The following is a 24,549-nucleotide window of genomic DNA, read 5'->3' on the forward strand; positions in this document are numbered from 1 at the left end:
GCGCCGCCGCTACCAGTTGGTTTCCCGTTCCGGCGAGGCGGAGATCTTGTGGATGGACAGGTCGGCGCCTTCGAATTCCTGCTCCGGGCTGAGCCGGATGCCGACGCTGGCCTTGAGTATCCCGTAGACCGCGGCACCGCCCACCAGGGCGACCAGGATGCCGGTCAGGGTACCGATGACCTGGACCAGCAGGCTGACGCCGCCGACCCCGCCCATGGCCTGCGCGCCGAAGATGCCGGCGGCGATGCCGCCCCAGGCGCCGCACAGGCCGTGCAGCGGCCAGACGCCGAGCACGTCGTCGATCTTCCAGCGGTTCTGGGTGGTCGTGAACATCCAGACGAACAGGACCCCGGCGACGGCACCGGTAACCAGGGCACCGACCGGATGCATCAGGTCGGAACCGGCGCACACGGCGACCAGGCCGGCGAGCGGGCCGTTGTGGATGAAGCCGGGGTCGTTCTTGCCGGCCACCAGGGCGGCCAGGGTGCCGCCGACCATGGCCATCAGGGAATTGACCGCGACCAGCCCGGAAGCGGCCTCGACGCTCTGCGCCGACATGACGTTGAAGCCGAACCAGCCGACGGTCAGGATCCAGGCGCCCAGGGACAGGAACGGGATGCTGGACGGCGGATGCGCCGAGATGGCGCCGTCCTGGCGGTAGCGGCCGCGCCGGGCGCCGAGCAGAAGCACCGCCGGCAGGGCGATCCAGCCACCCATGGCATGGACGACCACGGAGCCGGCGAAGTCGTGGAACTTGGCGCCGCCGAAGCCGTTCAGCCAGTCCTGGAAGCCGAAGTTGCCGTTCCAGGCCAGGCCCTCGAAGAAGGGGTAGACGAAGCCCACGAGCAGGAAGGTGGCCGCCAGTTGCGGGTTGAAGCGCGCCCGCTCGGCGATGCCGCCCGAGATGATGGCCGGAATCGCCGCCGCGAAGGTGAGCAGGAAGAAGAACTTGACCAGATCGTAACCGCTCTTCTGGGCCAGGACGTCGGCGCCGGTGAAGAAATGCACGCCGTAGGCGATGCCGTAGCCGATGAAGAAGTAGGCGATGGTCGAGACGCTGAAATCGGTGAGTATCTTGACCAGGGCGTTGACCTGGTTTTTCTTGCGTACGGTACCGACCTCGAGGAAGGCGAATCCGGCGTGCATGGCCAGCACCATAACGGCGCCGAGCAGCACGAAGATCATGTCTGAGCCGGTCTTGAAAGCATCCATAGTGCACTCCAACTAAGCGAACTCAGTCATATAGCAATAAATATGCCTTAAACGAGTGCAGGAACCGCCTGGCTTCCGCCGGACGCACCAAAACAAAACGCCCCGAAACGGGGCGTTTTGAGAAATCGCGCACGAATACGGTGCCTCAGCCGGAGTTCTTCTGTTCCTCTTCGATACGATCGAACTCGGCCTCCATCTCATCGTCGCTGAGCGGCCGGTACTCCTCCTCGGCGGCCTGCTTAGCCTTGTCCTTGTTGCGAACCAGCCAGCCGGCCACCAGGACGCCCAGCTCGTAAAGCAGCCATAGGGGCACGGCCAGCATGCTCTGGGAGATGACGTCGGGCGGCGTGAAGATCGCCCCGATGACGAAGGCACCGACGATCACGTAGGGCCGGCCCTCCTTGAACTTGGCCACCTCGACCACGCCCATCATGGCCAAGGCGACCACGACGATGGGGACCTCGAAGGTGATGCCGAAGGCCAGGAACATGGTGATGACGAAATCCAGGTACTTGCCGATGTCGGTCATCACGGCGACGCCGGCCGGCGCGATGCCGATGATGAAGCCGAACACCACCGGGAAGACGAGGAAATAGGCGAAGGCCATGCCGCACCCGAACAGGATGACGCTCGACACCACCAGGGGCAGGATGAAGCGCTTCTCGTGCGCGTACAGGCCCGGCGCGATGAACGCCCAGATCTGGTAGAGGATGACCGGTAAGGCCCCCAGGAAGGCGGTCATCATCGCCACCTTCACGGGCACGAAGAACGGCGTCACGACCTCCGTTGCGATCATCTGGCCGCCCTGCGGCAGCTTGGCCAGCATCGGCTGGGCCAGGACGGCGTACAGCTTGTTGGCAAACGGGAACAGGCAGATGAAGGCGGCCGCCCAGGCCAATACCGCGCGCAGCAGGCGATCGCGCAACTCGAGCAGGTGGGTGATGAAACTCTGTTGGGAATCCATATGGCGTTCAGGCGGCCCGGTTGCTCGGCTCGGCGCCCGGCGCCGGGGTCGCGACCGTTACCGGGTCGGCGGCGGCGGGCTCCAGGGGCGCGTTCAGGGCCGCTTCGACGCCGGACGGCGCCGTTTCCGCGCCGCCTTCCGGAACGGCCGCGGCGGCCGCCTCGGCGCGGACTTTTTCCGCCTCGCTGGCGGTCAGGCCGCCGTCGGTACGCGACATGGCCTGGATGACCTTGTCGACGTCGCCGACCTCGCGCTTGACCTCCGACTCGACCTGGTCGGCCATGACTTCGTACTTCTGGGCCGAGGCCTTCATCTCATCCTGGAGCTTGCGCAATTCGTCCATGCGCATCTCGCGGTCGATGTCGTGCTTGACGTCGGAAACGTAGCGGTTCAGGCGCCCGAGCCAGGCACCCGCGGTGCGCGCCACCTTGGGCAGGCGCTCCGGGCCGATGACGATCAGGGCCACGACCCCGATCAGGAGCAACTCGGAAAAACCGATATCGAACATGGCGGTTTCGGTAAGGGAGGGTTAGACGGACATCGCCCCGGCGCGCCGCTCAGCCCTGCTGCTTGTCCTTGACCTCGACGTCGATCGTGGTGCCGCCGGTCTCGCCCTGGCGGGGCAATTCGGTCGGCTTGTTCTGTTCTTCCTTCATGGCGTCCTTGAATCCCTTCACGGCGCCGCCGAGATCGGAACCGATGTTCTTCAGCTTCTTGGTGCCGAAGATCAGCAGTACGACCACCAGGACGATCAGCCAGTGCCAGATGCTAAATGAACCCATGTCTCAACTCCTTAATTTAAATTACTGAATTTAATATCAAAGCGGGCGCGGACCAGCGCCGCCGATGATGTGCACGTGGAGGTGGAACACCTCCTGGCCGCCACCCCGGCCGGTATTGATGACGGTGCGGAAGCCATCCGTCAGCCCCTGCTCGACGGCGAGCTTGGGCGCCAGCAGGAGGATCTTGCCGAGGACGTCGCGATGGTCTTCGCCACACTCCGCCAGGGAAGCGACATGCGCCTTGGGGATGATCATGAAATGCACCGGGGCGACCGGGTGAATGTCGTGGAAGGCCAGGACGTCGTCGTCCTCGTAGACCTTGCGGCACGGTATCTCGCCCGCCGCGATCTTGCAGAAGATGCAGTCGCTCATACGTTTTCCTTGCGGTTTGCCTTCTCGACCAGGCCAGACATGCCCTCGCGCCGGGCCAGTTCGGCCAGGATCTCCTCCGGCCGGATACCCTCGCGGGCCAGCAGGACCATGGAATGGAACCAGAGATCGGCAGTTTCGTAAATGATCTTCTCGCGCACCCCGTCCTTGGCCGCCATGATGGTCTCGGCGGCCTCCTCGGCCACCTTCTTGAGGATGGCGTCGAGGCCCTTGGCGTACAGCTTGGCCACGTAGGAAGACTGCGGATCGGCCTGTTTGCGCGCCGCCAGTGTATCGGCCAGTCGTGACAGTACGTCGTCGTTGCTCATTTGCGGTAGATCTCGTGCGGGTCCTTCAGCACCGGCTCCACGGTCGCCCATTCCTGGCCGTCCAGCTTCTGGAAGAAGCAGCTCTTGCGGCCGGTATGGCAGGCGATGCCGCCGGTCTGGATGATCTTGAGCAGGATCACGTCCTCGTCGCAGTCGGTGCGGATCTCGAGCACCTTCTGGGTATGGCCGGATTCCTCGCCCTTGTGCCACAGCTTCTTGCGCGAGCGCGACCAGTACACGGCCTCGCCCAGGTCGGCGGTCTTCCTGAGCGCCTCGCGATTCATCCAGGCCACCATGAGTATCTCGCCGGTGTCGGCGTCCTGGGCGATCGCCGGCACCAGGCCATCGTCGTTCCAGGCGATCTTGTTCAGCCAGACTTCACTCACAGGCGCACCTCGATGCCCTGCTCGGCCATGGCACGCTTGGCCTCTTCGACGGTGTATTCGCCGAAGTGGAAGATGCTGGCCGCCAGCACGGCATCGGCGCCGCCCTTGCTGACGCCCTCGCACAGGTGCTGCAGGTTGCCCACGCCGCCGCTGGCGATCACCGGGATGCGCAGGGCGTCGGAGAAGGCGCGGGTGAGGTTGAGGTCGAAGCCGATCTTGGCGCCGTCGCGGTCCATGCTCGTGAGCAGGATCTCGCCGGCGCCGTATTCCTGCATGCGCAGGCCCCATTCCAGGGCGTCCAGACCGGTGGGCCGGCGACCGCCGTGGGTGAACACCTCCCACTTCGGGTTGGCGCCCCAGACGGTCTGCTTGGCGTCGATGGCGACCACGATGCACTGGGAACCGAAGCGGCCCGAGCACTCGCGTACCAGCTCCGGGTTGCTCACCGCCGAGGTGTTGATGGAGACCTTGTCGGCACCGGCGTTGAGCAGGCGCAGGACGTCGTTGGGCTGGCGCACGCCGCCGCCCACGGTCAACGGGATGAACACCTGGGCGGCGACGTCCTCGATGATGTGCAGGATGAGGTCGCGGTCGTCCGAACTGGCGGTGATGTCCAGGAAGGTCAGTTCGTCGGCACCCTGCTCGTCGTAACGGCGGGCGATCTCGACCGGGTCGCCGGCATCGCGCAGGTTGACGAAGTTGACGCCCTTCACCACCCGGCCGGCGGTGACGTCGAGACAAGGGATGATGCGCTTGGCGAGGCCCATCAGGCGAGACCGAGCTCGTCGGCCAGGTTCTGGGCGGCGACGAAATCCAGCGTGCCTTCGTAGATGGCGCGCCCGGTGATGGCGCCCATGATGCCTTCGTCCTCGACCGCGCAGAGCTTGCGGATGTCGTCCAGGTTGGTGATGCCGCCGCTGGCGATGACCGGAATGGTCAGGGCCCGGGCCAGGCGGACCGTGGCATCGACGTTGACGCCGGAGAGCATGCCGTCGCGGCCGATGTCGGTGTAGACCACCGCCTCGACGCCGTAGTCCTGGAAGCGCTGGGCGAGGTCGACCACCTCGTGGTGGGTCACCTTGGACCAGCCCTCCACCGCCACCATGCCGTCCTTGGCATCGAGGCCGACCACGACATGGCCGGGAAAGGCATTGCAGGCGTCGTGCAGGAAGCCGGGGTTCTTGACCGCCGCGCTGCCGATGATGACGTAGCGGATGCCGTCGTCCAGGTAGCGCTCGATGGTATCCAGGTCGCGGATGCCGCCGCCCAGTTGCACGGGGATGTCGTCGCCGACCGCGTCGGTGATCGCCTTGATGGCGGCCTCGTTGACCGGCTTGCCGGCGAAGGCGCCGTTGAGGTCGACCAGGTGGAGGCGCCGGGCACCGGCGTCCACCCACTTGCGCGCCATGGCGGCGGGGTCCTCCGAGAACACGGTGGCGCTATCCATTTCACCTTGGCGCAGGCGCACGCACTGACCGTCCTTGAGGTCGATGGCGGGGATGACAATCATGATGCGGTACTCTCAAAGACTTATGAATTGGGATTACCGTCCCAGGTTACGAAATTGGCCAGCAGGCGCAAGCCGGCCGTGGCGCTTTTCTCCGGGTGGAACTGCACCGCGAAGACGTTGTCGCGCGCGCAGGCGCAGACGAATTCGGTGGGGTAATCGGCACTGCCGACCGCCAGGTCCGGATCGGCCGGCACCACGTGGTAGCTGTGCACGAAGTAGAACCGGGTGGCGTCCTCGATGCCCGCCCAGAGCGGATGCGGGCGCAGCTGGCGGACGTTGTTCCAGCCCATGTGCGGCACCTTGAGCTTGTTGCCCTGGGCATCGTGCATCCGGGCATCCTGGAAGCGCACGACGTTGCCGGCGAACAGGCCCAGGCACGGGGTGTCACCCTCCTCGCTGTGCGCGAACAGGACCTGCAGGCCCATGCAGATGCCGAGGAAGGGCTTTTCCGCCGCCGCCTGGAGGACGGCATCGCGCAGGCCGTGGCCGTTGATCGCCGCCATGCAGTCGCGCGCCGCGCCCTGGCCGGGGAAGACCACCCGGCCGGCGGCCAGAATGGTGGCGGGGTCGCCCGTGACGACGACCTCGGCCCCGGGGGCGACGTGCTCGACCGCCTTGGCTACGGAATGGAGATTGCCCATGCCGTAGTCGACCACCGCGACATCGGCCATCAGAGCGTCCCCTTGGTCGACGGCATGCGGTCGCCCAGGCGCGGGTCGGCCTCGAGGGCCATGCGCAGGGCGCGGCCGAAGGCCTTGAACACCGTTTCGGCCTGATGGTGGGCGTTGATGCCGCGCAGGTTGTCGACGTGCAGGGTGACGCCGGCATGGTTGACGAAGCCCTGGAAGAATTCCCGGAACAGATCGACGTCGAAGTCGCCGATGCGGGCGCGCGTGAACTCGACGCGGTATTCCAGGCCGGGCCGGCCCGAGAGGTCGATGACCACGCGCGAGAGCGCCTCGTCGAGCGGCACGTAGGCGTGCCCGTAGCGGCGGATGCCCTTCTTGTCGCCGAGCGCCCGGGCGAAGGCCTGGCCCAGGGTGATGCCGATGTCCTCGACCGTATGGTGGGCATCGATGTGCAGATCGCCCTCGGCCTTGACCGCCAGATCGATGAGGCCGTGGCGGGCGACCTGGTCCAGCATGTGGTCGAGAAAACCCACGCCGGTGGCAAGTTCGGCGGCGCCCGTGCCGTCGAGCTCGACAGCGACAGTGATACGGGTCTCCAGGGTGCTGCGCGATACTTCGGAATTACGCATGGACGCGGGTACGAGTAGGTATGGCAAACGGGCAAACGTAAGGGGCATGATACCATTCGACGCCTGACTTTTTCCCACCCCTGAACCGAATATTTCAGCCATGAGCCGCTACTGGAGCGAGGTCGTCCACTCCCTGACCCCCTACGTCCCGGGCGAGCAGCCCAAGCTGCCCGACCTCGTCAAGCTCAACACCAACGAGAACCCCTACGGCCCCTCTCCGCTCGCCCTGGCCGCCATCCAGGCCGAGTTGGACACCCTGCGCCTGTACCCGGATCCGAACGCCGACCGGCTGAAGGCCGCGATCGCCGAATGCCACGGCATCGCGCCCGCCAACGTGTTCGTCGGCAACGGTTCCGACGAGGTCCTCGCCCACGTCTTCCTGGCCCTGCTCAGGCACGACCTGCCGACCCTGTTCCCGGACATCACCTACAGCTTCTACCCGGTCTACTGCGGTCTCTACGACATCGCCTACGAGACCGTGCCGCTGGCCGACGACTTCAGCATTCGGCCGGAGGATTACCGGCGCCCGAACGGCGGCATCATCTTCGCCAACCCGAACGCGCCAACCGGGCGCTTGCTGTTGCTGCCGCAGATCGAGACCATCCTGGCGGCCAACCCCGATTCCGTGGTCGTGGTCGACGAGGCTTACATCGACTTCGGCGGCGATAGCGCCGTGCCGCTGGTGGCGCGCTACCCGAACCTGCTGGTGGTGCAGACCCTGTCCAAGTCGCGCTCCCTGGCCGGCCTGCGGATCGGCTTCGCGATCGGCCACGTCGACCTGATCCAGGCCCTGGTACGGGTCAAGGACAGCTTCAACTCCTACCCGCTCGACCGCCTGGCGATCGCCGGCGGCGCCGCCGCCATGGCGGACCGGGACCACTTCGAGCGCACCCGCCGGGCGGTCATCGTCAGCCGCGCCTGGCTGAGCGGCGAACTGGCCGACCTGGGCTTCGAGGTCCTGCCCTCCGCGGCCAACTTCATCTTCGCCCGCCATCCGGAACGGGACGCCGGCGAGCTGGCCAAGGCCCTGCGCGAACGCAGCATCATCGTGCGCCACTTCCGGCAGCCGCGCATCGAGCAATACCTGCGCATCACGGTGGGCAGCGACGGCCAGTGCCAGGCGCTGGTGGCCGCCCTGCGCCGACTGCTGGCGCCCTGACCGGGCGCGCGTCTCAGTCCCTGCCCGGCCGGTCATCCTGCCGGCAGGGCGTGCAGCCGGTGCCCTGGCAGCCGTCGAGATCGCCGAGGGGCCGGGCGAAGGTGTAGGCAGCCGGGCGTTTCACCAACTGGCAGGCGGATTCGCCGACCGTCCCGCTGGGCACGGTGAAGGGCAATCCGAGTACGAACAGGGCGCCGCCGACGACGGTGGAGGCCAGACCGATCGGGCGCAGGACGATCAGGTCGACCACCATGTCGCCCCCCTTGTCGCCGGTCACCGTTTCCGCGCCGGCACAGACGGGCGGGCCGGCCAGCAGCGTGGCCAGGCCGAGCACGAGGGATGGATGGCGGATGCCCATGGCGACCTCCTTGGCGACGACGCGGACCTTATCAGTCTAGCGGTTGGAGCGCCGCCGGCGGCGGCATCCGAGCGCCCCGCAAATAAAAAAGGCCGGGGCGAGCCCGGCCTTTCCCGTCCGTACCGAACCTCAGCCTTCGCGATACTCCGCGGAACGGGCATGGGCCTGCAGGCCTTCGCCGTAGGCCAGGGCGGCGGCGATCTCGCCCAAGGTCTTGGCACCCGCCTGGGAGACGTGGATCAGGCTGGAACGCTTCTGGAAGTCGTAGACGCCCAGGGGCGAGGAGAAACGCGCGGTGCGCGAAGTCGGCAGCACGTGGTTGGGGCCGGCGCAGTAGTCGCCCAGGGCCTCGCAGGTGTTGCGGCCCATGAAGATGGCGCCGGCGTGCTTGATCCTGGGCAGCATGGCGTCCGGATCTTCCACCGACAGTTCCAGGTGTTCGGGGGCGATGAAGTTGCCGATCTCGGCCGCTTCGTCGAGGTCGCCGCACTTGATCAGGCCGCCGCGGTTGCTGATCGAGGTCTTGATCACCTCCAGGCGCGGCATGCTCGGCAGCAGGCGGTTGATGCTGGCCTGGACGGCATCCAGGAAGGCGGCATCCGGGGAGATCAGGATGGATTGCGCCAGCTCGTCGTGCTCGGCCTGGGAGAACAGGTCCATGGCGATCCAGTCCGGATTGGTCTTGCCATCGCAGATGATCAGGATCTCGGACGGGCCGGCGATCATGTCGATGCCGACGATACCGAAAACCCGGCGCTTCGCCTCGGCGACGTAGGCGTTGCCCGGACCGACGATCTTGTCGACCTGGGGCACGGTATCGGTGCCGTAGGCCAGGGCGGCCACCGCCTGGGCGCCGCCGATGGTGAACACGCGGTCGACGCCGGACACGGCGGCGGCAGCCAGGACGAGTTCGTTCTGGACGCCGTCCGGGGTCGGCACCACCATGATCAGTTCCTTGACCCCGGCGACCTTGGCCGGGATGGCGTTCATCAGCACCGACGAGGGATAGGCGGCCTTGCCGCCGGGCACGTAGAGGCCGACGCGGTCGAGGGCGGTGACCTGCTGGCCGAGCACCGTACCGTCTGCCTCGGTATAGGTCCAGGACTGCATGAGCTGCTTCTCGTGATACATGCGCACCCGTTCGGCGGCCTGCCGGAGGGCACGTTCGAGGTGCAGGGGCAGGCTCTTGAGGGCGCCTTCGAGGCGCTCCCTGGGCAGTTCCAGGGCGGCCATGCTGTCGGCCTGGAGACGGTCGAAACGGGCGGTGTATTCCAGCACGGCGGCGTCGCCGCGGCTGCGTACGCCGCTCAGGATGGCATCGACGGCATCGGAGATCCCCCTGTCCGTCTCGGCTGAGAAGGCGAGCAGGTTTTTCAGGGCGGCCTGGAAGTCGGGCTGGGCGGAATCGAGGCGGGTGATGGTGGTCATGATGTAACCCGATGCGTTGGCAAACAAATATTATAACCGCGTGAATCAGGCCGAGGCAGCCCGCCGGAAGGTCTCGACGATGGGTTGGATGAGCTCGTGCTTCAGCTTCATCGACGCCTGGTTGACCACCAGGCGGGAACTGATCGGCATGATCTCCTCGACCGCGACCAGGTTGTTCGCCTTCAGGGTGCCGCCGGTGGAGACCAGGTCGACGATCACGTCGGCCAGGCCGACCAGGGGTGCCAGCTCCATGGAGCCGTACAGCTTGATCAGGTCGACGTGCACGCCCTTGGCGGCGAAATGCAGGCGGGCGGTCTTGGTGTACTTGGTCGCCACGCGCAGGCGGGCGCCGCGCCGGACGGCAGCCTCATAGTCGAAACCGACCGGCGTGGCCACCATCATGCGGCACTTGGCGATGTTCAGGTCGACCGGCTGGTAGAGGCCCTCGCCGCCGTGTTCCACGAGGACATCCTTGCCGGCGATGCCGAGGTCGGCGGCGCCGTGTTGGACATAGGTCGGCACGTCGGTGGCGCGGACGATGATCAGGCGCACGTCGGGGCGGTTGGTGCCGATGATCAGCTTGCGCGACGACTCCGGGTTCTCGTTCGGGGTGATGCCCGCCGCCGCCAGCAGCGGCACGGTCTCTTCGAAGATGCGGCCCTTCGAGAGGGCCAGGGTGACTTGATGATTGGTCGTCACGGGGTCATGCCTTTACTCGTTGTATGCGGGCGCCCAGCGCCGTGAGCTTGCTTTCCAGGTGTTCGTAGCCGCGGTCGAGGTGGTAGATGCGCTCGACGTGGGTTTCGCCTTCCGCGACCAGCCCGGCGATGACCAGACTGGCCGAGGCGCGCAGATCGGTCGCCATCACGGCGGCGCCCTGCAGGCGGGCGACCCCGGTGACGAAGGCGGTGTTGCCGTCGATCTTGATGTCGGCACCGAGGCGGATCAGCTCGACCGCGTGCATGAAGCGGTTCTCGAAGATGGTCTCGCGCATCACCGCGGCACCCTCGGCGACGCAATTGATGGCCATGAACTGGGCCTGCATGTCGGTCGGGAAGGCCGGGTACGGCGCGGTTCGGATCGACACCGCCTTGATCCGTTGCGGGGCCCGGATCACGATCGTCTCGCTGGTCCGGGTCTTCTCGCCGACGATGTCGCAGCCGGCATCCATGAGCTTGTCGACCACCGCGTCGAGGTAGCCGGTCGAGGTGCCGCGCAGACAGACCTCGCCACCGGTCGCCGCCGCCGCGCACAGGAAGGTGCCGGTCTCGATGCGGTCGGGCATGATGCGGTGGCTGGCACCGTGCAGCCGGTCGACGCCCTCGATGCGGATGACGTCGGTGCCGGCCCCGGAGACGCGCGCCCCCATGGCGGTGAGGCACTGGGCGAGATCGACCACCTCGGGCTCGCGGGCGGCGTTCTCGATCACCGTGACGCCGTTGGCCAGGCAAGCGGCCATCATCAGGTTCTCGGTGCCGGTCACCGTGACCATGTCGGTGAACAGGCGCGCACCCTTCAGGCGCGGAGTCTTGGCCAGGACGTAGCCACGTTCGACGGCCACCTCGGCACCCATGGCCTGCAGGCCCTTGATGTGCTGGTCGACCGGGCGGGCACCGATGGCGCAGCCGCCGGGCAGGGAGACCTGCGCCTCGCCGCAGCGGGCCGCGAGCGGGCCGAGGACCAGGATCGACGCGCGCATGGTCTTGACCAGCTCGTAAGGCGCCACCGGGTTGTTCAGGCCCGAGGCGTCGAGCACCACGCGATGGCCGTCGCGTTCCACCTTGACGCCCATCTGCTCGAGCAGCTTGAGCATGGTGGCGATGTCGTTGAGGTCGGGGACGTTGGTCAGTTCCAGCGGTTCGGCGGTCAAGAGGGCCGCGCAGAGGATGGGCAGGGCCGCATTCTTGGCGCCGGAGACGGCCACCTCACCGGACAGGCGATGCCCGCCCTCGATTACCAGTTTGTCCATGTCGTATGCAGATTCAAGTCAGTGGCGGAGTTTATAGCCGGTCTGGATCAGCCGCAAAGCCAACCCGCCGAGCAGCAGGGTGACCGGCGTCACCGCCGCCAGCGACAGCCAGGGACTCACGTCCGACTGGCCGTGGAAGCCGTAGCGGAAACCGTCGATCATGTAGAACACCGGGTTGTAATGCGACATTCCCTGCCAGAAGGCCGGCAGGGAATGGATGGAATAGAACACCCCGGACAGGAAGGTGAGCGGCATGATGATGAAGTTCTGCACGCCGGCCAGATGGTCGTACTTGTCGGCCCAGATGCCGGCCATGATGCCCAGGGCGCCGAAGGCGGCGCTGGCGAGCAGCGCGAAGGCGACCACCCAGAGCGGCCTGGCCAGGTTCAGGTCGGCGAAGAACAGGCCGACCACGAGGACGCCGGCCCCGACCACGATGCCGCGCACGATGGCCGCCAGCAGGTAGGCGGAGAAGAACTCGAAATGCGCCAGGGGCGGCAGCAGGATGAACACGATGCTGCCGCTCTGCTTGGACTGGATCAGGCTGGACGAACTGTTGGCGAAGGCGTTCTGCAGGATCGACATCATGATCAGGCCGGGCATCAGGAAGGCCGTGTAGCCGACCCCGGGATAGACCTCGACGTGCGCCGCCAGGACGTGGGAGAAGATCAGCAGATAGAGCAGTGCCGTGAGCACCGGCGCCAGCACGGTCTGCATGGCGACCTTGCCGAAGCGGATGATCTCCTTCCTGAACAGGGTGCCGAAACCGCTCATGCGCCCTGCCCCACCAGCTTGATGAACACCTCCTCGAGATCGGCCTGGCGCAGTTGCATGCGCTCGATCCGGATGCCGTTGCGGCGCAATTCCGCCAGGATGCCCTCCAACTCCGCGTAATCCGGCAGGGCGAGTACGAAGCGGTTGCCGTCGTGGCCGACCACGCGGGCGTCGAGGTTCTCCGGCAGGAGCGTGCTGGACAACACCAGTTCGAGGCGCTGCTCGTCCTCCCGACGCAGCAGGTTGACGGTGCGATCGAGGGCGACGATGCGGCCCTCCTTGAGCATGGCGACCCGCTCGCACAGCTCCTCCGCCTCCTCCAGGTAGTGGGTGGTCAGCAGGATGGTGTGGCCTTCCCGGTTGAGGCGCCGGATGAAGGCCCAGAGCGATTGCCGCAACTCGACGTCCACGCCGGCGGTCGGCTCGTCGAGGACGATGACGGGCGGCTTGTGCACCAGCGCCTGGGCCACCAGCAGCCGGCGCTTCATGCCGCCCGACAGGGTGCGGGTATAGGCGTCCGCCTTGTCGGCCAGGCTCAGGTTCTCGAGCAGTTCGTCGATCCAGGCATCGTTGCGGTGCAGGCCGTAATAGCCGGACTGGAAGCGCAGCATCTCGCGCACCGTGAAGAAGGCGTCGTAGACGAGTTCCTGGGGCACCACGCCGAGGCTCCGCCGGGCCAGGCGGTAATCGCGCACGACATCGTGCCCCATCACCGCGGCACTGCCCGCGCTGGGTCGGGCGAGGCCGGCCAACAGGCTGATGAGGGTGGTCTTGCCGGCCCCGTTCGGGCCCAGGAGGGCGAAGAACTCGCCTTCGGCAATATCGAGATCGACGCCGCGCAACGCATGCACGGTGCGATAGCGCTTTTCCAGCGCACGCAGACGGACTGCCGGGGCATCAGTGGATCAGGTCGGCCAGGCCGTACAGTCCGGCCAGGCTGTGCACGCTCTCGGGCAGGTTGCGGAAGCTCAGGGGCTGCGAACGGGCCTGCGCCCGGCGCTGCCAGGACAGGAGCAGGCTGAGCGCCGAGGAGTCGACCTTGGTCACGCCGGCCAGGTCGAACACCGTGACGCCGCGCGCCAGGGCTTGTTCGCCCTCCTGCAGCGCCCGGGTGGCCTCGGCCAGGGTCAGGGCACCTTCCGGATAGGCGACCGTATCCTCGATGCGCATCGCCGTCCTACTTGCGCTGGTTGCGCCGGCTGAGCGTTTCGATGAGGCCATCGATCCCGCCCTTGCGCACCTCGGAGTTGAAGGAGTTGCGATATACGGTGACCAGGCTGACGCCGTCGACCATGACATCGTAGACCTTCCAGGCGTCGCTCATCTTTTCCATGCGGTAATCGATGGTGATGGGCGGTGCGCCCGGCTTGCTGACCTCGGAATTGACGACCACGTCGGTATCGCCCGCCGCCATGCGCAGCGGCTTGAAATCGACCTTGTACTCGGCGACGCTGGACAGCGAAGCGGCATAGGTGCGCACCAGCAGGGCACGGAATTCGTCGACCAGGCGGTCCTGTTGTTCCGGGGTCGCCGTGTTCCAGTTGCGCGCCACGGCGAGCTTGGTCATGCGCTGGAAGTCGAAGTGCGGCAGGATTTTGGTTTCCACCACCGAATAAATCTTGGAGGCGCGGCCGTTCCTGATGTCGTCGTCCTGCTTGACGATCTGGATCACCTCATTGGTGGTGTTGCGGGCCAGGGTATCCGGGCCGATGATGGCCAGGGCCGCGGAACTGGCCAGCAGGGCGAGGGGCAGGAACAGCAGTCGGATAATTTTTTGCATCGTCACTTCCGGTTTTCCATGAATTGCCGCCATTTTGCGTCCGCACGGCCGATCGTCAAGAGACATTCCTACTTCTGCGGCGTGGTAGGCTCATCGGCCTTGTTGTACAGGAACTGGCCGATCAGGTTCTCCAGGACCACGGCGCCCTGGGTGATCTTGATGCTGTCGCCCTGGGCCAGCATCTTCTCCTCGGCACCGGCCTCGAGGGCAATGTACTGCTCGCCGAGCAGGCCCGAGGTCATGATCGCGGCGCTGGTATCGACCGGGAACTTGAAGTTGCTGCTGATGTTGAGCACCACCTCGGCGCGATAGGACTGGGTGTCGAAACGGATGTCGCCGACCCGGCCGACCACGACGCCGGCACTCTTGACCGGAGCACGCACCTTGAGACCGCCGATGTTGTCGAACTTGGCGTTCACGGCATAGGTCTGCGCCGTCTCGAAGGCACCGGTGTTGCTGACCTTCAGGGCCAGGAACATCAAGGCGGCAATGCCAGCCGCGACAAAAAACCCGACCCACAAATCCAGGGTTGCCCGTTCCATCTCAAACTCCAAGAAACATGAAGAAGCCAAACAAAATCCGGCGCCGCGCCCGCGGCTGGCCGTATCACGCGCTTTATGATCGCTGCCCGGAAATCGGCGACCGGGCTTCCGCCTCGTACCACCCGACGCGCATACCGCGCGCATGCCGATAAAGGCTACGAAATCCACCCCCGTCGAGGCAACAAAACGGCCCACCCGGTGGACCGTCAATGTGCGTATTGTCGCATACCGGCGAAAACACCGGCCACGCCGGCGGGCCGACAAACGCCGAAAATGCGGCTCAGGTCACTGACGGCCCGCCCGTAGACGTGGCTTCGGACGCCGCCAGCCTGGCGCGCAGACGGGCCTCGCGCCGGCGATATTCGGGCTCGCCCGGCTGGCGACCGACCAGCACGCTGCACAGCGCCAGGGCACCCGCGAAGTCACGTTCGACATGTTCGCGGTACTTGGCGAGGGCCAGCATCGCCTCGACGACACCCGCCTCGGCAAGCGGTTGCCAGATGGCCAGGGCCGCCGGCCAGCGGGCTTCGCGCCGGTGCAGGCGGGCCAGTTCCAGCAAGCCGTCGGTACCCAGGCGATCCCGGACGGCATCCAGATGGGCGATCGCCTGGCCGGGCCGGCCCGCCTTGAGTTGGCGACGCGCCAGGGCCTGGGCGTCGGCATTCGCATAGCCCGGCCGGGCATGGATGCGGGCCATCTCGGCCAGGAGTGCGGCGAGGCTGACCACGTCCAAGCGGTTGTGTTCGAGTACGCGCGCGACTTCGCCCAGCCTGCGGGTACGCACGAAGTCGCCCCATACCTGGGGCACCAGCCAGCCAGGTAGGTCGTCCTCGCGCACCAGGCCGAGCAGTTCCACCTCGGCGCGCTGCAGGCGGCAGTCCTGCCAGCGCGAAGCGAAGGCGGCCCGGGTCGGGTGCAGCAGGTCGATATGCGGTTTGCCGTCCAGGGGACAAGCCAGCCGGCGCAGGCGATGGCGGGTGACCAGGAGCGGAACGTCGAAGGACTTGCCGTTGTAGGTCACCAACTGGCCGGCCTCGGCCAGCCAGGGGCGGGCATGTTCCAGCATGGCGGCCTCGCCGCCGAAGCCGGTCAGGAAATACTGGCGCAACCGGAGGCCGTCCGCCTCCAGCCGGGCGAGCCCGAGCAGGAAGGCCAGCGTGCCGGTACCGCCGGCCAGGCCGGTGGTCTCGGTATCCAGGAACAGCAGCTCGTCAGGCGCCGGCGCCACGTCGGCCAGGACGGCCAGGGGTGCGTCCAGCAAGGCCGTCAGGGGAACGCGGCCATGCCGGTGGCCGAGCGGCATGAGGTGCTCGACCAGCACCACTCCGGTCGCCGGCACGGTCCCGCCCAGCCGTGCCGCCACCTCGGCGTCGTCCGATGCCTTCGTGGCACGCGGGCCTTGGTCAAGCAGGCGTTTCAGTCGCTCGTCCGTGTCCGGCGCGGCTGGGGCCGCGCCCTGGCGCGCCTTCAGTTGTTCGATGCGCTGGCGCAGGTCCATGGTCAGAGCAGGTCCAGCACCGCCAGGGCAGCCGACTTGGGCGACTGCCCGCGCGCCTCGTCGGATGCCAGGATCGGCCCGACGCAGGCCGGGCAACCGTGCTTGCAGGCACAGCGTCCGACCAGGGCGCGGGCGCCCTCCACCACCTTGGTGCGCAGGTCGAACAGCGGCTCGGACAGACCCATGCCACCCGGGTAGTTGTCGTACAGAAATACCGTGGGGCGGAATTCCCGCAGGCCGGAGAGATCCAGCGCCTGGCCGTCGTCGCCGCGTAGCGTGCCGCGGCCGTCCGGGCCGACCGTGGCGGACCAGGTGGAATTGGAATCACCCACCGCCCGGCCCAGGTCCTGGCGCTCCGACATGGTCAGGATGGCGGCCACCAGGTGCAGGGCGTAGGCGGCGCCCAGGAAACCGTCCAGGGCCTGCCAGCGGCTCGGGAAGGCGGCCGCCAGGGCGGTCGGGTCGGCCTGCCACCAGACCGAGGTGGTGTGCAGTTCCTGGTCGGGCAGGTTGATGTTGCCGTAGCCGACGTTCTCATGCGTGTAGTAGCGGATCTTCTTGTAGCCGGGGATGCGCCGCACCAGATGGACCTCGCCGTGGGCGCACAGGCCCTGGCGGCCGGCGGCGGCGTCGAAACGGTCGAGCACCTTGAGGCGGGTGTAGTCGATGGCGTCGGTGTAGTAGTCGGCCCGGGTCTGGGTCACAAATGCTTTGCGGCCCTCCCAGTCCAGGCGTTCCACCTGGTAGGGGGCGGCCTGGATCATGTAGATGGCGCCCTCGTAGATGGTCATGGGGGCGCTGCTGAAATCCACCTCGGCCACCACGTCCTTGGCCCCCTGGGTGGTGTCGATGACCACGAAGTTGCCTTCCGCCACCGAGCGCAGGCTGACGGTCACGGCCGGGTAACTGTCTGCCATCCAGTGCCACTCACCGCCCTCCCGGTGCAGCACCTGCTGCTCCTCCAGATAGGAGAGGAGCGCCGGCAGGTCCTCGCCGCCGAAGCGTTCGCCGTCCCGGAAGGGCAGTTCGAAGGCCGCGCAACGCACGTGGTCCATGAGGATCAGGAGCTGGTCCGGAGCGATGCGGGCGTGTTCCGGCGAGGCGCCCAGGAAGAACTCCGGGTTGCGCACGATGAACTGGTCGAGGGCCTCGCTGGTGGCCACCAGGACGCCCAGGGCGGGCCGCATGCGCCGGCCGGCCCGGCCCAGGCGCTGCCAGGTGCCGGCGACGGTACCGGGATAGCCGTTGAGGACGCAGACATCGAGGGCGCCGATGTCGACGCCCAGTTCCAGGGCGCTGGTGGTGACCACGCAGTCCACCTCGCCATTGCGCAGGCGCCGTTCCGTGGCGCGCCGCTCGCTGGGCAGGTAGCCGCCCCGGTAGGCCAGGACCCGGGCCGGCCGGCGCGGGTCGGGGTCGAAGACGTCCTTCAGGTATTTGGTGAGCACCTCCACCATCAGCCGGGTGTTGGCGAACACGATGGTCTTCTGGCCCGCCTTCACCGCCATGCGGGCGATGCGGGTGGATTGGGAGCGGGCCGAGGCGCGCAGGCCCAGGTCCGGGTTGACGAGAGGCGGGTTCCAGAGCAGCAGGTGCTTGGCGCCCTGGGGCGCGCCCGATTCGGTCACCGCCGCCACCGGCGCGCCGATCAGGGCCTCGGCCAGCTCGGCCGGGTTGGCGATGGTGGCCGAACAGAGGATGAAGGTGGGCTCGCTGCCGTAGAAGGCGCAGATGCGCCGGAGGCGCCGGATGACGTTGGCCATGTGGGAACCGAACACGCCCCGGTAGACGTGCATCTCGTCGATCACCACGTACTTCAGGCTCTCGAAGAACTGCGCCCACTTGGTGTGGTGGGGCAGGATGCCCTGGTGCAGCATGTCCGGGTTGGACACCACGATGTCGCCCTTGGTGCGCACCGCGGCGCGGGCGTCGCCCGGGGTGTCGCCGTCGAAGGTGTAGGCGCGCACGCCCAGGCTGCCGGCGTCGTTCAATTCCAGTATCTCGGCCACCTGGTCCTGGGACAGTGCCTTGGTAGGAAACAGGTACAAGGCCTTGGCCCGCTCTTTGAGCGCGGCCTGGAGCACCGGCAGGTTGTAGCACAGGGTCTTGCCCGAGGCGGTGGGGGTGACCACCACGGTGTGGCGGCCGGCCGCGACCTGGTCCCAGGCCTCGCGCTGATGCGCGTACAGGCGGCCAATGCCACGCGCCGACAGGGCCTGGCGCAGGCGGGCGTCGAGCCCGTCCGGAAAGTCGGCGAAGCGGGCCGGCCGGGCCGGCACCACCAGTTCGCCGGTGATGCGCCCCTTGTACTTCTTCTGCAGGGCCGCGATCAGGCGGCCGATATCGGCGGGCTCCCGGCGCACCGCGGGGGTCTCGGGCTCGCGCTCCTCGCCGGTGTCGAAATAGGTCCTTTGGGCCTGGCTCATGGTGTTTCTCATCGCTACCTGTATAGGATGACAGTACTGTATATAATTACAGTATTCAAGCACCGGATACCGACCATGCAGGAACTCACCCCGCGCCAGGCGGAAATCTGGCAATTCATCCGTGATTACCAGGAGACCGAGGGCTATCCGCCCACCCGGGCGGAGATCGCCGCCCGCTTCGGCTTCCGCTCGCCCAACGCGGTGACCGAGCACCTCAACGCCCTGGTACGCAAGGGTGCCCTGGCCCTCGCCCCGGACACCTCGCGCGGCATCCGGCTCATCGGCGCGGAGGCCGACGCCGAGGAGGAGGCCGGCCTGCCGGTGGTAGGCCAGGTGGCGGCCGGCTCGCCCTTGCTGGCCGAACAGAACGTCACCCAGCGCTGCCAGTTCGACCCCGGCCTGTTCAGCCCGCGCGCCGACTACCTGCTGCGGGTATACGGCCTGTCCATGAAGGACGCCGGCATCCTGGACGGCGACTGGCTGGCGGTGCATGCCACCCGGGAGGCGCGTTCCGGCCAGGTGGTGGTGGCGCGCATCGGCGACCAGGTCACGGTGAAACGCCTGTGGAAACAGGGCAAGCGCCTGGAACTGCGGCCGGAGAACCCGGACTTCGCCGCCATCGTGCCCGACCCGGAACGGGACGAGCTGGTGATCGAGGGCATCGCCGTCGGGCTCATCCGGCCGAACGGCACATGAACGCCCAACTCGACAACCTCCTCCGCCATCCCGGCGTCTGGCGCGGCGACCGCCTGGGCATCACCGAGCGTCCGGGCCAGCCCACCGGCTACGTCGGCCTCGACGCCCTGCTGCCCGGCGGCGGCTGGCCGCGCGGGGCGCTCACCGAGCTGATCTGCCAGGAGGAAGGCATCGGCGAGCTGTCCATGCTCCTGCCCGCCCTGGCCGGGATATCCAGGGAGGATCGCTGGATCGCCCTGGTCGCCCCGCCCTATATCCCCTACGCCCCGGCCCTGGCCGGTGCCGGCGTTGACTTGGCGCGCCTCCTGGTGGTCCGGGCCGGCAACACGGCGGACACCCTGTGGGCCATGGAGGAGACCCTGCGCTCCGGCGCCTGCGGGGCGGTCCTGGCCTGGCCCAGCCTGATCGACGAACGCAGCCAGCGCCGCCTGCAGCTGGCCGCCGAGGCGGGCGACAGCACCTGCATCTGGTTCACCCCGGCGCGCCAGGCCGCCAATGCCTCCTTCGCCGCCCTGCGCATCAAGGTCATGCCGGCCCGCGACGGCACCTTGGTGCACATCGTCAAACGGCGCGGCGGCGGTCCCGCTCCCGCCTTGGTCCTGGACCATGCTCTGGCTGGCCCTCCACTTCCCCGACCTGCCCCTGCAGATATACGCCCCGCCGCCTGACGCCATCCTGGCCGTCGCCGGCACCGGCAGGCGTCCGGAGGTCCTGGCGGCCACCGGGCCGGCGCGCGCGCTCGGGGTGGTGCCCGGCCTGAGCGTGGCCGCCGCCACCGCCCTGGCGCCCGGCCTGGTGGTACAGCCGCGCAACCCGCACCGGGAGGCGGAGACCCTGGCCGGGGCCGCCACCTGGGCACTGCAGTTCACCCCCGAGGTCAGCCCGGCGCCGCCCGACGCCCTGCTGCTGGAGATCGGCGGCTGCCTGCGCCTGTTCGGCGGCCTGGACCGGCTGCTCGGCCGGGTGCGCGACGGCCTGGCGGAACTGGGCCTGGACGGGGTGCCGGCCGTGGCGCCGACGCCCGAGGGGGCGCGCACCCTGGCCAGGAGCGGCCTGGAGCTGTCGGTACCGGACCTGGCCGAACTGCGCCGGCACATCGCCGCCCTGCCCCTCGACAGTCTCGATCACTCGGCCGAAACCCTCACGTCCCTGGCCAACCTGGGCATGCGCACCATCGGCGACTGCCTGGCCCTGCCCCGGGACGGCCTGGCCCGGCGCTTCGGCCCGGAACTTCCGGCCCTGCTGGACCGCATCCTCGGCCGGCAGGCCGACCCCCGCCAGGCCATCGTCCTGCCGGACCGCTTCGGCAACCGGCTGGAGCTGTTCGCCCCGGTGCTGGAGGTGGACGCCCTGCTGTTCGGGGTGAAGCGCCTGGTGACCGAGCTGTGCGGCTGGCTCACCGCCCGCAATGCCGGGGTCCGGCGCCTGACCCTGTCCCTGGGCCACGAGCACCGCCCCGCCACGCCCCTCCCCCTGGCCCTGGTGACGCCCCAGCGTGATCCCGCCCACCTGTTCATGCTGCTGCGCGAGCGTCTGCACCGCATCGACCTGGTCGCCGGGGTATCCGAACTGTCCCTGGCGGCCGACGAGACGACCCAGATCGAGCCGCTGAACTTCTCCCTCTTCGGCGAACGGGAGCACATCCGGGAAGACTGCCTGAACCTGGCCGAACGCCTGCAGGCCCGGTTGGGCATGGCGGCGGTGAGCGGCCTGTCGCTATGTCCGGAACACCGGCCCGAACTGGCCTGGCGCGAGGTGGCACCAGGGGCCGAGACCACCGCGGCCGACTTCCCGCCCCGGCCGTTCTGGCTGCTGCCCCGGCCGCGGCCGCTGGCCATGCGCGACGCCCTGCCCTGGCTGGACGGCCCCCTCAGCCTGGAACGGGGGCCGGAGCGGATCGAGTCGGGCTGGTGGGACGACGCCTTCGTCCGGCGCGACTACTTCCTGGCCCGGACCGCCTCCGGCGCCCGGCTGTGGGTGTACCGGGAACTGGGGACGATGGAACGCTGGTTCCTGCACGGCATCTTCGCATGACCGCCTACGCCGAGCTGCACTGCCTGTCCAACTTCACCTTCCTGCGCGGCGCCTCGCACCCGGAGGAACTGGTGGAGCGCGCCGCCAAACTGGGCTACGCGGCCCTGGCCCTCACGGACGAATGTTCCGTGGCCGGCGTGGTGCGCGCCCACGTCGCCGCCAAGCCGGCCGGGCTCAAGCTCATCGTCGGCAGCGAGATCAGGCTCGAGGACGGCCCCCGCCTAGTCGTCCTGGCCGCCAACCGGCAGGGCTACGGCGAGCTGTGCCGGCTGATCACCGTAGGCCGGCGTTCGGCACCCAAGGGCCGCTACCGACTCACCCGGGCCGACCTGCAGTCGGGCCTGCCCGGCTGCCTGGCCATCCTGCTGCCCGAGAACGAGCCCGACCCGGAACACGCCGCCTGGCTCCAGGCCATCTTCCCTGGCCGTGCCTGGCTGGCGGTGGAACTGTTCGCCGGCAGCGACGACCGCCAGCGGCTGGCCGCCCTCACCGCCCATGCCGAAGCGACCGGCCTCGCCGTGGTGGCGACCGGCGACGTGCACATGCACGTGCGCGCCCGCTGCGTCCTGCAGGACACCGTCACCGCCATCCGCCTGGGTCGGCCGGTGAAGGACTGCGGCCATGCCCTGTTCGCCAACGGCGAGCGCCACCTGCGCCCCATCAAGCGCCTGGCCGGCCTGTACCCGGCCACGCTGCTGGCGGAGAGCGTGGCCATCGCCGAACGCTGCGACTTCTCCCTGGACAGCCTGCGCTACGAATACCCGGCCGAGCTGGTGCCGCCCGGCACGACGCCGGCCGCCCACCTGCGCGCCCTGACCGAGGCCGGCCTCGGCCGGCGCTTCCCGGACGGCGTGCCGGCCAAGGTGCGCGGCCTGATCGAGCACGAACTGGCCCTGATCGCCGAACTCGGCTACGAGCACTACTTCCTCACCGTCCACGACATCGTCGACTACGCCCGCGGCCGCGCCATCCTGTGCCAGGGCCGCGGATCGGCGGCCAACTCGGCGGTCTGCTACGCATTGGGGATCACCGAGGTGGACCCGTCCCGCATGGCCATGCTGTTCGAGCGCTTCATCTCCCGGGAACGGGACGAGCCGCCCGACATCGACGTGGACTTCGAGCACGAGCGCCGCGAGGAGGTGATCCAGTACCTGTACCGCAAGTACGGCCGCGACCGCGCCGCCCTGGCCGCCACGGTCATCACCTACCGGCCCAGGAGCGCCCTGCGCGACGTGGGCAAGGCCCTGGGCTTCGACCTCGCCCAGGTGGACCGCCTGGCCAAGGCCCAGTCCTGGTGGGACGGCCGCAAGGTGAAGCCGGAACGCCTGGCCGAGGCGGGCTTCGACCCTGCACACCGCCCGGTGGCCCGGCTGATCGACATCGTCGGCACCCTGGTGGGCTTCCCGCGCCACCTGTCCCAGCACGTCGGCGGCTTCGTCATCTCCCGCGGGCCGCTGGCCGAACTGGTGCCGGTGGAGAACGCCGCCATGGCCGAGCGCACCGTGATCCAGTGGGACAAGGACGACCTGGACGCGCTGGGCCTGCTGAAGGTGGACGTCCTGGCCCTGGGCATGCTGTCCGCCATCCGGCGCAGCCTGGACCTGGTCGCCAGCCTGCGTGGCCGGTCCGTGACGATGCAGGACATCCCGGCCGAGGACCCGGCCGTCTACGCCATGATCGGCCGCGCCGACACGGTGGGGGTGTTCCAGATCGAGTCGCGCGCCCAGATGGCCATGCTGCCCCGGCTCAAGCCCAGGCGCTTCTACGACCTGGTGATCGAGGTGGCCATCGTCCGCCCCGGCCCCATCCAGGGCGGCATGGTGCACCCCTACCTGCGCCGCCGGCAGGGCCTGGAGCCGGTCACCTACCCCTCCGAGGCGGTGCGCGAGGTGCTGGAACGCACCCTGGGCGTGCCCATCTTCCAGGAGCAGGTGATGCAGCTCGCCGTGGTGGCGGCCGGATTCACCCCCGGCGAGGCGGACCGCCTGCGCCGTTCCATGGCCGCCTGGCGCCGGCGCGGCGGCCTGGAGGGCTTCGAGGAACGCCTGATCTCGGGCATGCAGGCGCGCGGCTACGCGACCGAATTCGCCCAGGCCATCTACCGGCAGATACTCGGCTTCGGCGAATACGGCTTCCCTGAGTCCCACGCCGCCAGCTTCGCCCTGCTGGTCTACGTCTCGGCCTGGCTGAAGTGCCATGAGCCGGCCGCCTTCGCCTGCGCCCTGCTGAATTCCCAGCCCATGGGCTTCTACAGCCCGGACCAGATCCTCCAGGACGCCCGCCGGCATGGCATCGAGTTGCGCCCGGTGGACGTCGCCGCCAGCCATTGGGAGTGCACCCTGGAGCCCGCCGGCACGGTCCAGGCGGCCATCCGCCTGGGCCTCCGGCAGGTCAAGGGGATGAGCGCCGCGGGGGCGGAACGCCTAGTGGCGGCGCGTGCCTCGGTGCCCTATGCCGACGTGGCCGACCTGGTGCAGCGCGGCGGCCTGGACCGGCGCGACCTCCAGGCCCTCGCCACGGCCGGCGCCCTGCAGGGCCTGTCCGGCCACCGGCGCAACGCCCTCTGGGATGTCGCCGGCGCCCGCGAACTGCCGCCCCTGTTCCAGGCGGCCGGCCTTGCCGAGGCCGACCCGGCCCTGCCGGTGCCCAGCGAGGGCGAGGACATCGTCGCCGACTACGCCAGCCTGGGCTTCACCCTGGGCCGCCACCCCCTGGCCCTGCTGAGAAGGCGGCTCAGCCGCATGCGCCTGACCAGCGCCGCCGACATCCGCAAGGCACCCAACGGCCGCCTGGTCCGCACCTCCGGCATCGTCACCGGCCGGCAGCGCCCGGACACCGCCAGTGGCGTCATCTTCGTCACCCTGGAGGACGAGACCGGCATGATCAACGTGGTGGTCTGGCGCGACCTGGCCGAACGCCAGCGCCGCGAACTGCTGGGCGCCAGCCTGCTCGGGGTGCAGGGGGTGATCGAGCGCCAGGGCGAGGTGGTCCACGTCATGGCCCGCCGGCTGGTGAATTTGAGCGGCCTGCTGGGCGAACTCACCGCCCGGTCGCGCGATTTCCGCTAAACGCAAG

Annotated in this window: 27 protein-coding genes; 5 read left to right on the top strand and 22 right to left on the bottom strand. The window is 68.4% G+C overall.

Annotated features, from left to right (window positions below):
• Positions 1 to 9: 9 nt before the first annotated feature.
• The 11 genes from EZJ19_RS02010 to hisB form a co-directional block, all read right to left on the bottom strand.
• Entirely contained in the window at positions 10 to 1,212 is a 1,203-nt protein-coding gene (locus EZJ19_RS02010) for an ammonium transporter (protein ID WP_131444634.1), read from the bottom strand.
• Positions 1,213 to 1,357: 145 nt separating this feature from the next.
• The gene (gene tatC, locus EZJ19_RS02015) at positions 1,358 to 2,176 is read right to left on the bottom strand and encodes a twin-arginine translocase subunit TatC (protein WP_131444635.1); all 819 of its coding nucleotides are present in this window, start codon (positions 2,174 to 2,176) and stop codon (positions 1,358 to 1,360) included.
• Between the two features lie 7 nt (positions 2,177 to 2,183).
• Positions 2,184 to 2,684, bottom strand: coding sequence for a Sec-independent protein translocase protein TatB (gene tatB / locus EZJ19_RS02020; RefSeq protein ID WP_131444636.1), 501 nt, complete (start codon positions 2,682 to 2,684; stop codon positions 2,184 to 2,186).
• A gap of 49 nt (positions 2,685 to 2,733) precedes the next feature.
• Positions 2,734 to 2,958 carry a Sec-independent protein translocase subunit TatA gene (gene tatA, locus EZJ19_RS02025; protein WP_131444637.1) on the bottom strand — a complete coding sequence of 75 codons (225 nt, stop codon included), beginning with the start codon at positions 2,956 to 2,958 and terminating at the stop codon, positions 2,734 to 2,736.
• 36 nt (positions 2,959 to 2,994) lie between these two features.
• Entirely contained in the window at positions 2,995 to 3,330 is a 336-nt protein-coding gene (locus tag EZJ19_RS02030) for a histidine triad nucleotide-binding protein (protein ID WP_131444638.1), read from the bottom strand.
• Positions 3,327 to 3,656 (bottom strand): phosphoribosyl-ATP diphosphatase, encoded by a 330-nt coding sequence (locus EZJ19_RS02035; RefSeq protein WP_131444639.1) that lies wholly within the window; start codon positions 3,654 to 3,656, stop codon positions 3,327 to 3,329. The genes EZJ19_RS02030 and EZJ19_RS02035 overlap by 4 nt, the downstream gene beginning before the upstream one ends.
• Entirely contained in the window at positions 3,653 to 4,042 is a 390-nt protein-coding gene (gene hisI / locus EZJ19_RS02040) for a phosphoribosyl-AMP cyclohydrolase (protein ID WP_131444640.1), read from the bottom strand. Before hisI ends, EZJ19_RS02035 begins: the two co-directional genes overlap by 4 nt.
• On the bottom strand, positions 4,039 to 4,809 hold the full coding sequence (gene hisF, locus EZJ19_RS02045; RefSeq protein ID WP_131444641.1) for an imidazole glycerol phosphate synthase subunit HisF: 771 nt from the start codon (positions 4,807 to 4,809) through the stop codon (positions 4,039 to 4,041). The genes hisI and hisF overlap by 4 nt, the downstream gene beginning before the upstream one ends.
• Positions 4,809 to 5,552: a 1-(5-phosphoribosyl)-5-[(5-phosphoribosylamino)methylideneamino]imidazole-4-carboxamide isomerase gene (gene hisA, locus EZJ19_RS02050; RefSeq protein ID WP_131444642.1), complete on the bottom strand. Its 744-nt coding sequence runs from the start codon at positions 5,550 to 5,552 to the stop codon at positions 4,809 to 4,811. The genes hisF and hisA overlap by 1 nt, the downstream gene beginning before the upstream one ends.
• A gap of 20 nt (positions 5,553 to 5,572) precedes the next feature.
• Complete coding sequence (gene hisH, locus EZJ19_RS02055; protein ID WP_131444643.1) at positions 5,573 to 6,223, bottom strand: imidazole glycerol phosphate synthase subunit HisH; 651 nt, start codon at positions 6,221 to 6,223, stop codon at positions 5,573 to 5,575.
• On the bottom strand, positions 6,223 to 6,810 hold the full coding sequence (gene hisB, locus EZJ19_RS02060) for an imidazoleglycerol-phosphate dehydratase HisB (RefSeq protein ID WP_131444644.1): 588 nt from the start codon (positions 6,808 to 6,810) through the stop codon (positions 6,223 to 6,225). Before hisB ends, hisH begins: the two co-directional genes overlap by 1 nt.
• Before the next feature lie 100 nt (positions 6,811 to 6,910).
• On the opposite strand from hisB, the gene hisC reads away from it, so the two are divergent.
• A complete protein-coding gene (hisC, locus tag EZJ19_RS02065) occupies positions 6,911 to 7,969 on the top strand; it encodes a histidinol-phosphate transaminase (protein WP_131444645.1) in 1,059 nt (352 codons plus the stop codon).
• A gap of 13 nt (positions 7,970 to 7,982) precedes the next feature.
• Here the strand turns inward: hisC and EZJ19_RS02070 are convergent, their stop codons facing one another.
• From EZJ19_RS02070 to EZJ19_RS02120, 11 genes are all read right to left on the bottom strand, one after another.
• Positions 7,983 to 8,327 carry a hypothetical protein gene (locus tag EZJ19_RS02070; RefSeq protein WP_131444646.1) on the bottom strand — a complete coding sequence of 115 codons (345 nt, stop codon included), beginning with the start codon at positions 8,325 to 8,327 and terminating at the stop codon, positions 7,983 to 7,985.
• A 129-nt stretch (positions 8,328 to 8,456) separates the two neighbouring features.
• Positions 8,457 to 9,755 carry a histidinol dehydrogenase gene (hisD, locus tag EZJ19_RS02075; protein WP_131444647.1) on the bottom strand — a complete coding sequence of 433 codons (1,299 nt, stop codon included), beginning with the start codon at positions 9,753 to 9,755 and terminating at the stop codon, positions 8,457 to 8,459.
• Between the two features lie 45 nt (positions 9,756 to 9,800).
• Entirely contained in the window at positions 9,801 to 10,454 is a 654-nt protein-coding gene (gene hisG / locus EZJ19_RS02080; RefSeq protein ID WP_131444648.1) for an ATP phosphoribosyltransferase, read from the bottom strand.
• Positions 10,455 to 10,458: 4 nt separating this feature from the next.
• Positions 10,459 to 11,724, bottom strand: coding sequence for a UDP-N-acetylglucosamine 1-carboxyvinyltransferase (murA, locus tag EZJ19_RS02085; protein WP_131444649.1), 1,266 nt, complete (start codon positions 11,722 to 11,724; stop codon positions 10,459 to 10,461).
• A gap of 18 nt (positions 11,725 to 11,742) precedes the next feature.
• Positions 11,743 to 12,498 carry an ABC transporter permease gene (locus EZJ19_RS02090; protein WP_131444650.1) on the bottom strand — a complete coding sequence of 252 codons (756 nt, stop codon included), beginning with the start codon at positions 12,496 to 12,498 and terminating at the stop codon, positions 11,743 to 11,745.
• Positions 12,495 to 13,349, bottom strand: a complete 855-nt coding sequence (locus tag EZJ19_RS02095; RefSeq protein ID WP_276320091.1) for an ABC transporter ATP-binding protein — start codon at positions 13,347 to 13,349, stop codon at positions 12,495 to 12,497. The genes EZJ19_RS02090 and EZJ19_RS02095 overlap by 4 nt, the downstream gene beginning before the upstream one ends.
• 46 nt (positions 13,350 to 13,395) lie before the next feature.
• The gene (locus EZJ19_RS02100; protein WP_131444652.1) at positions 13,396 to 13,668 is read right to left on the bottom strand and encodes an STAS domain-containing protein; all 273 of its coding nucleotides are present in this window, start codon (positions 13,666 to 13,668) and stop codon (positions 13,396 to 13,398) included.
• Positions 13,669 to 13,675: 7 nt separating this feature from the next.
• Complete coding sequence (locus EZJ19_RS02105) at positions 13,676 to 14,278, bottom strand: MlaC/ttg2D family ABC transporter substrate-binding protein (protein WP_131444653.1); 603 nt, start codon at positions 14,276 to 14,278, stop codon at positions 13,676 to 13,678.
• 68 nt (positions 14,279 to 14,346) lie between these two features.
• Positions 14,347 to 14,820 (bottom strand): outer membrane lipid asymmetry maintenance protein MlaD, encoded by a 474-nt coding sequence (mlaD, locus tag EZJ19_RS02110; protein ID WP_131444654.1) that lies wholly within the window; start codon positions 14,818 to 14,820, stop codon positions 14,347 to 14,349.
• A 280-nt stretch (positions 14,821 to 15,100) separates the two neighbouring features.
• On the bottom strand, positions 15,101 to 16,318 hold the full coding sequence (locus EZJ19_RS02115) for a ribonuclease H-like domain-containing protein (RefSeq protein WP_131444655.1): 1,218 nt from the start codon (positions 16,316 to 16,318) through the stop codon (positions 15,101 to 15,103).
• Between the two features lie 2 nt (positions 16,319 to 16,320).
• On the bottom strand, positions 16,321 to 18,744 hold the full coding sequence (locus tag EZJ19_RS02120; RefSeq protein ID WP_131444656.1) for a DEAD/DEAH box helicase: 2,424 nt from the start codon (positions 18,742 to 18,744) through the stop codon (positions 16,321 to 16,323).
• Positions 18,745 to 18,819: 75 nt separating this feature from the next.
• On the opposite strand from EZJ19_RS02120, the gene lexA reads away from it, so the two are divergent.
• The 4 genes from lexA to EZJ19_RS02140 are packed head-to-tail and all read left to right on the top strand — an operon-like array spanning position 18,820 to position 24,542.
• Positions 18,820 to 19,440, top strand: coding sequence for a transcriptional repressor LexA (gene lexA / locus EZJ19_RS02125; protein ID WP_131444657.1), 621 nt, complete (start codon positions 18,820 to 18,822; stop codon positions 19,438 to 19,440).
• A complete protein-coding gene (gene imuA, locus EZJ19_RS02130) occupies positions 19,437 to 20,108 on the top strand; it encodes a translesion DNA synthesis-associated protein ImuA (protein ID WP_131444658.1) in 672 nt (223 codons plus the stop codon). Before lexA ends, imuA begins: the two co-directional genes overlap by 4 nt.
• Positions 20,047 to 21,474, top strand: coding sequence for a Y-family DNA polymerase (locus tag EZJ19_RS16530; protein ID WP_131444659.1), 1,428 nt, complete (start codon positions 20,047 to 20,049; stop codon positions 21,472 to 21,474). Before imuA ends, EZJ19_RS16530 begins: the two co-directional genes overlap by 62 nt.
• On the top strand, positions 21,471 to 24,542 hold the full coding sequence (locus tag EZJ19_RS02140) for an error-prone DNA polymerase (RefSeq protein WP_131444660.1): 3,072 nt from the start codon (positions 21,471 to 21,473) through the stop codon (positions 24,540 to 24,542). Before EZJ19_RS16530 ends, EZJ19_RS02140 begins: the two co-directional genes overlap by 4 nt.
• Positions 24,543 to 24,549: the final 7 nt, after the last annotated feature.

Origin of the sequence: Parasulfuritortus cantonensis, from assembly GCF_004337445.1 — a bacterium.
GTDB classification, from domain to species: Bacteria; Pseudomonadota; Gammaproteobacteria; order Burkholderiales; family Thiobacillaceae; genus Parasulfuritortus; species Parasulfuritortus cantonensis.

Excerpts from the sequence above, each read along its gene's own strand:
- EZJ19_RS02010 (WP_131444634.1), bottom strand. The coding sequence starts at position 1,212 with ATGGATGCTTTCAAGACCGGCTCAGACATGATCTTCGTGCTGCTCGGC.
- tatC (WP_131444635.1), bottom strand. The coding sequence starts at position 2,176 with ATGGATTCCCAACAGAGTTTCATCACCCACCTGCTCGAGTTGCGCGAT.
- tatB (WP_131444636.1), bottom strand. The coding sequence starts at position 2,684 with ATGTTCGATATCGGTTTTTCCGAGTTGCTCCTGATCGGGGTCGTGGCC.
- tatA (WP_131444637.1), bottom strand. The coding sequence starts at position 2,958 with ATGGGTTCATTTAGCATCTGGCACTGGCTGATCGTCCTGGTGGTCGTA.
- EZJ19_RS02030 (WP_131444638.1), bottom strand. The coding sequence starts at position 3,330 with ATGAGCGACTGCATCTTCTGCAAGATCGCGGCGGGCGAGATACCGTGC.
- EZJ19_RS02035 (WP_131444639.1), bottom strand. The coding sequence starts at position 3,656 with ATGAGCAACGACGACGTACTGTCACGACTGGCCGATACACTGGCGGCG.
- hisF (WP_131444641.1), bottom strand. The coding sequence starts at position 4,809 with ATGGGCCTCGCCAAGCGCATCATCCCTTGTCTCGACGTCACCGCCGGC.
- hisA (WP_131444642.1), bottom strand. The coding sequence starts at position 5,552 with ATGATTGTCATCCCCGCCATCGACCTCAAGGACGGTCAGTGCGTGCGC.
- hisH (WP_131444643.1), bottom strand. The coding sequence starts at position 6,223 with ATGGCCGATGTCGCGGTGGTCGACTACGGCATGGGCAATCTCCATTCC.
- hisB (WP_131444644.1), bottom strand. The coding sequence starts at position 6,810 with ATGCGTAATTCCGAAGTATCGCGCAGCACCCTGGAGACCCGTATCACT.
- hisC (WP_131444645.1), top strand. The coding sequence starts at position 6,911 with ATGAGCCGCTACTGGAGCGAGGTCGTCCACTCCCTGACCCCCTACGTC.
- EZJ19_RS02070 (WP_131444646.1), bottom strand. The coding sequence starts at position 8,327 with ATGGGCATCCGCCATCCATCCCTCGTGCTCGGCCTGGCCACGCTGCTG.
- hisD (WP_131444647.1), bottom strand. The coding sequence starts at position 9,755 with ATGACCACCATCACCCGCCTCGATTCCGCCCAGCCCGACTTCCAGGCC.
- murA (WP_131444649.1), bottom strand. The coding sequence starts at position 11,724 with ATGGACAAACTGGTAATCGAGGGCGGGCATCGCCTGTCCGGTGAGGTG.
- EZJ19_RS02090 (WP_131444650.1), bottom strand. The coding sequence starts at position 12,498 with ATGAGCGGTTTCGGCACCCTGTTCAGGAAGGAGATCATCCGCTTCGGC.
- EZJ19_RS02100 (WP_131444652.1), bottom strand. The coding sequence starts at position 13,668 with ATGCGCATCGAGGATACGGTCGCCTATCCGGAAGGTGCCCTGACCCTG.
- EZJ19_RS02105 (WP_131444653.1), bottom strand. The coding sequence starts at position 14,278 with ATGCAAAAAATTATCCGACTGCTGTTCCTGCCCCTCGCCCTGCTGGCC.
- mlaD (WP_131444654.1), bottom strand. The coding sequence starts at position 14,820 with ATGGAACGGGCAACCCTGGATTTGTGGGTCGGGTTTTTTGTCGCGGCT.
- EZJ19_RS02115 (WP_131444655.1), bottom strand. The coding sequence starts at position 16,318 with ATGGACCTGCGCCAGCGCATCGAACAACTGAAGGCGCGCCAGGGCGCG.
- EZJ19_RS02120 (WP_131444656.1), bottom strand. The coding sequence starts at position 18,744 with ATGAGCCAGGCCCAAAGGACCTATTTCGACACCGGCGAGGAGCGCGAG.
- lexA (WP_131444657.1), top strand. The coding sequence starts at position 18,820 with ATGCAGGAACTCACCCCGCGCCAGGCGGAAATCTGGCAATTCATCCGT.
- imuA (WP_131444658.1), top strand. The coding sequence starts at position 19,437 with ATGAACGCCCAACTCGACAACCTCCTCCGCCATCCCGGCGTCTGGCGC.
- EZJ19_RS16530 (WP_131444659.1), top strand. The coding sequence starts at position 20,047 with ATGCTCTGGCTGGCCCTCCACTTCCCCGACCTGCCCCTGCAGATATAC.
- EZJ19_RS02140 (WP_131444660.1), top strand. The coding sequence starts at position 21,471 with ATGACCGCCTACGCCGAGCTGCACTGCCTGTCCAACTTCACCTTCCTG.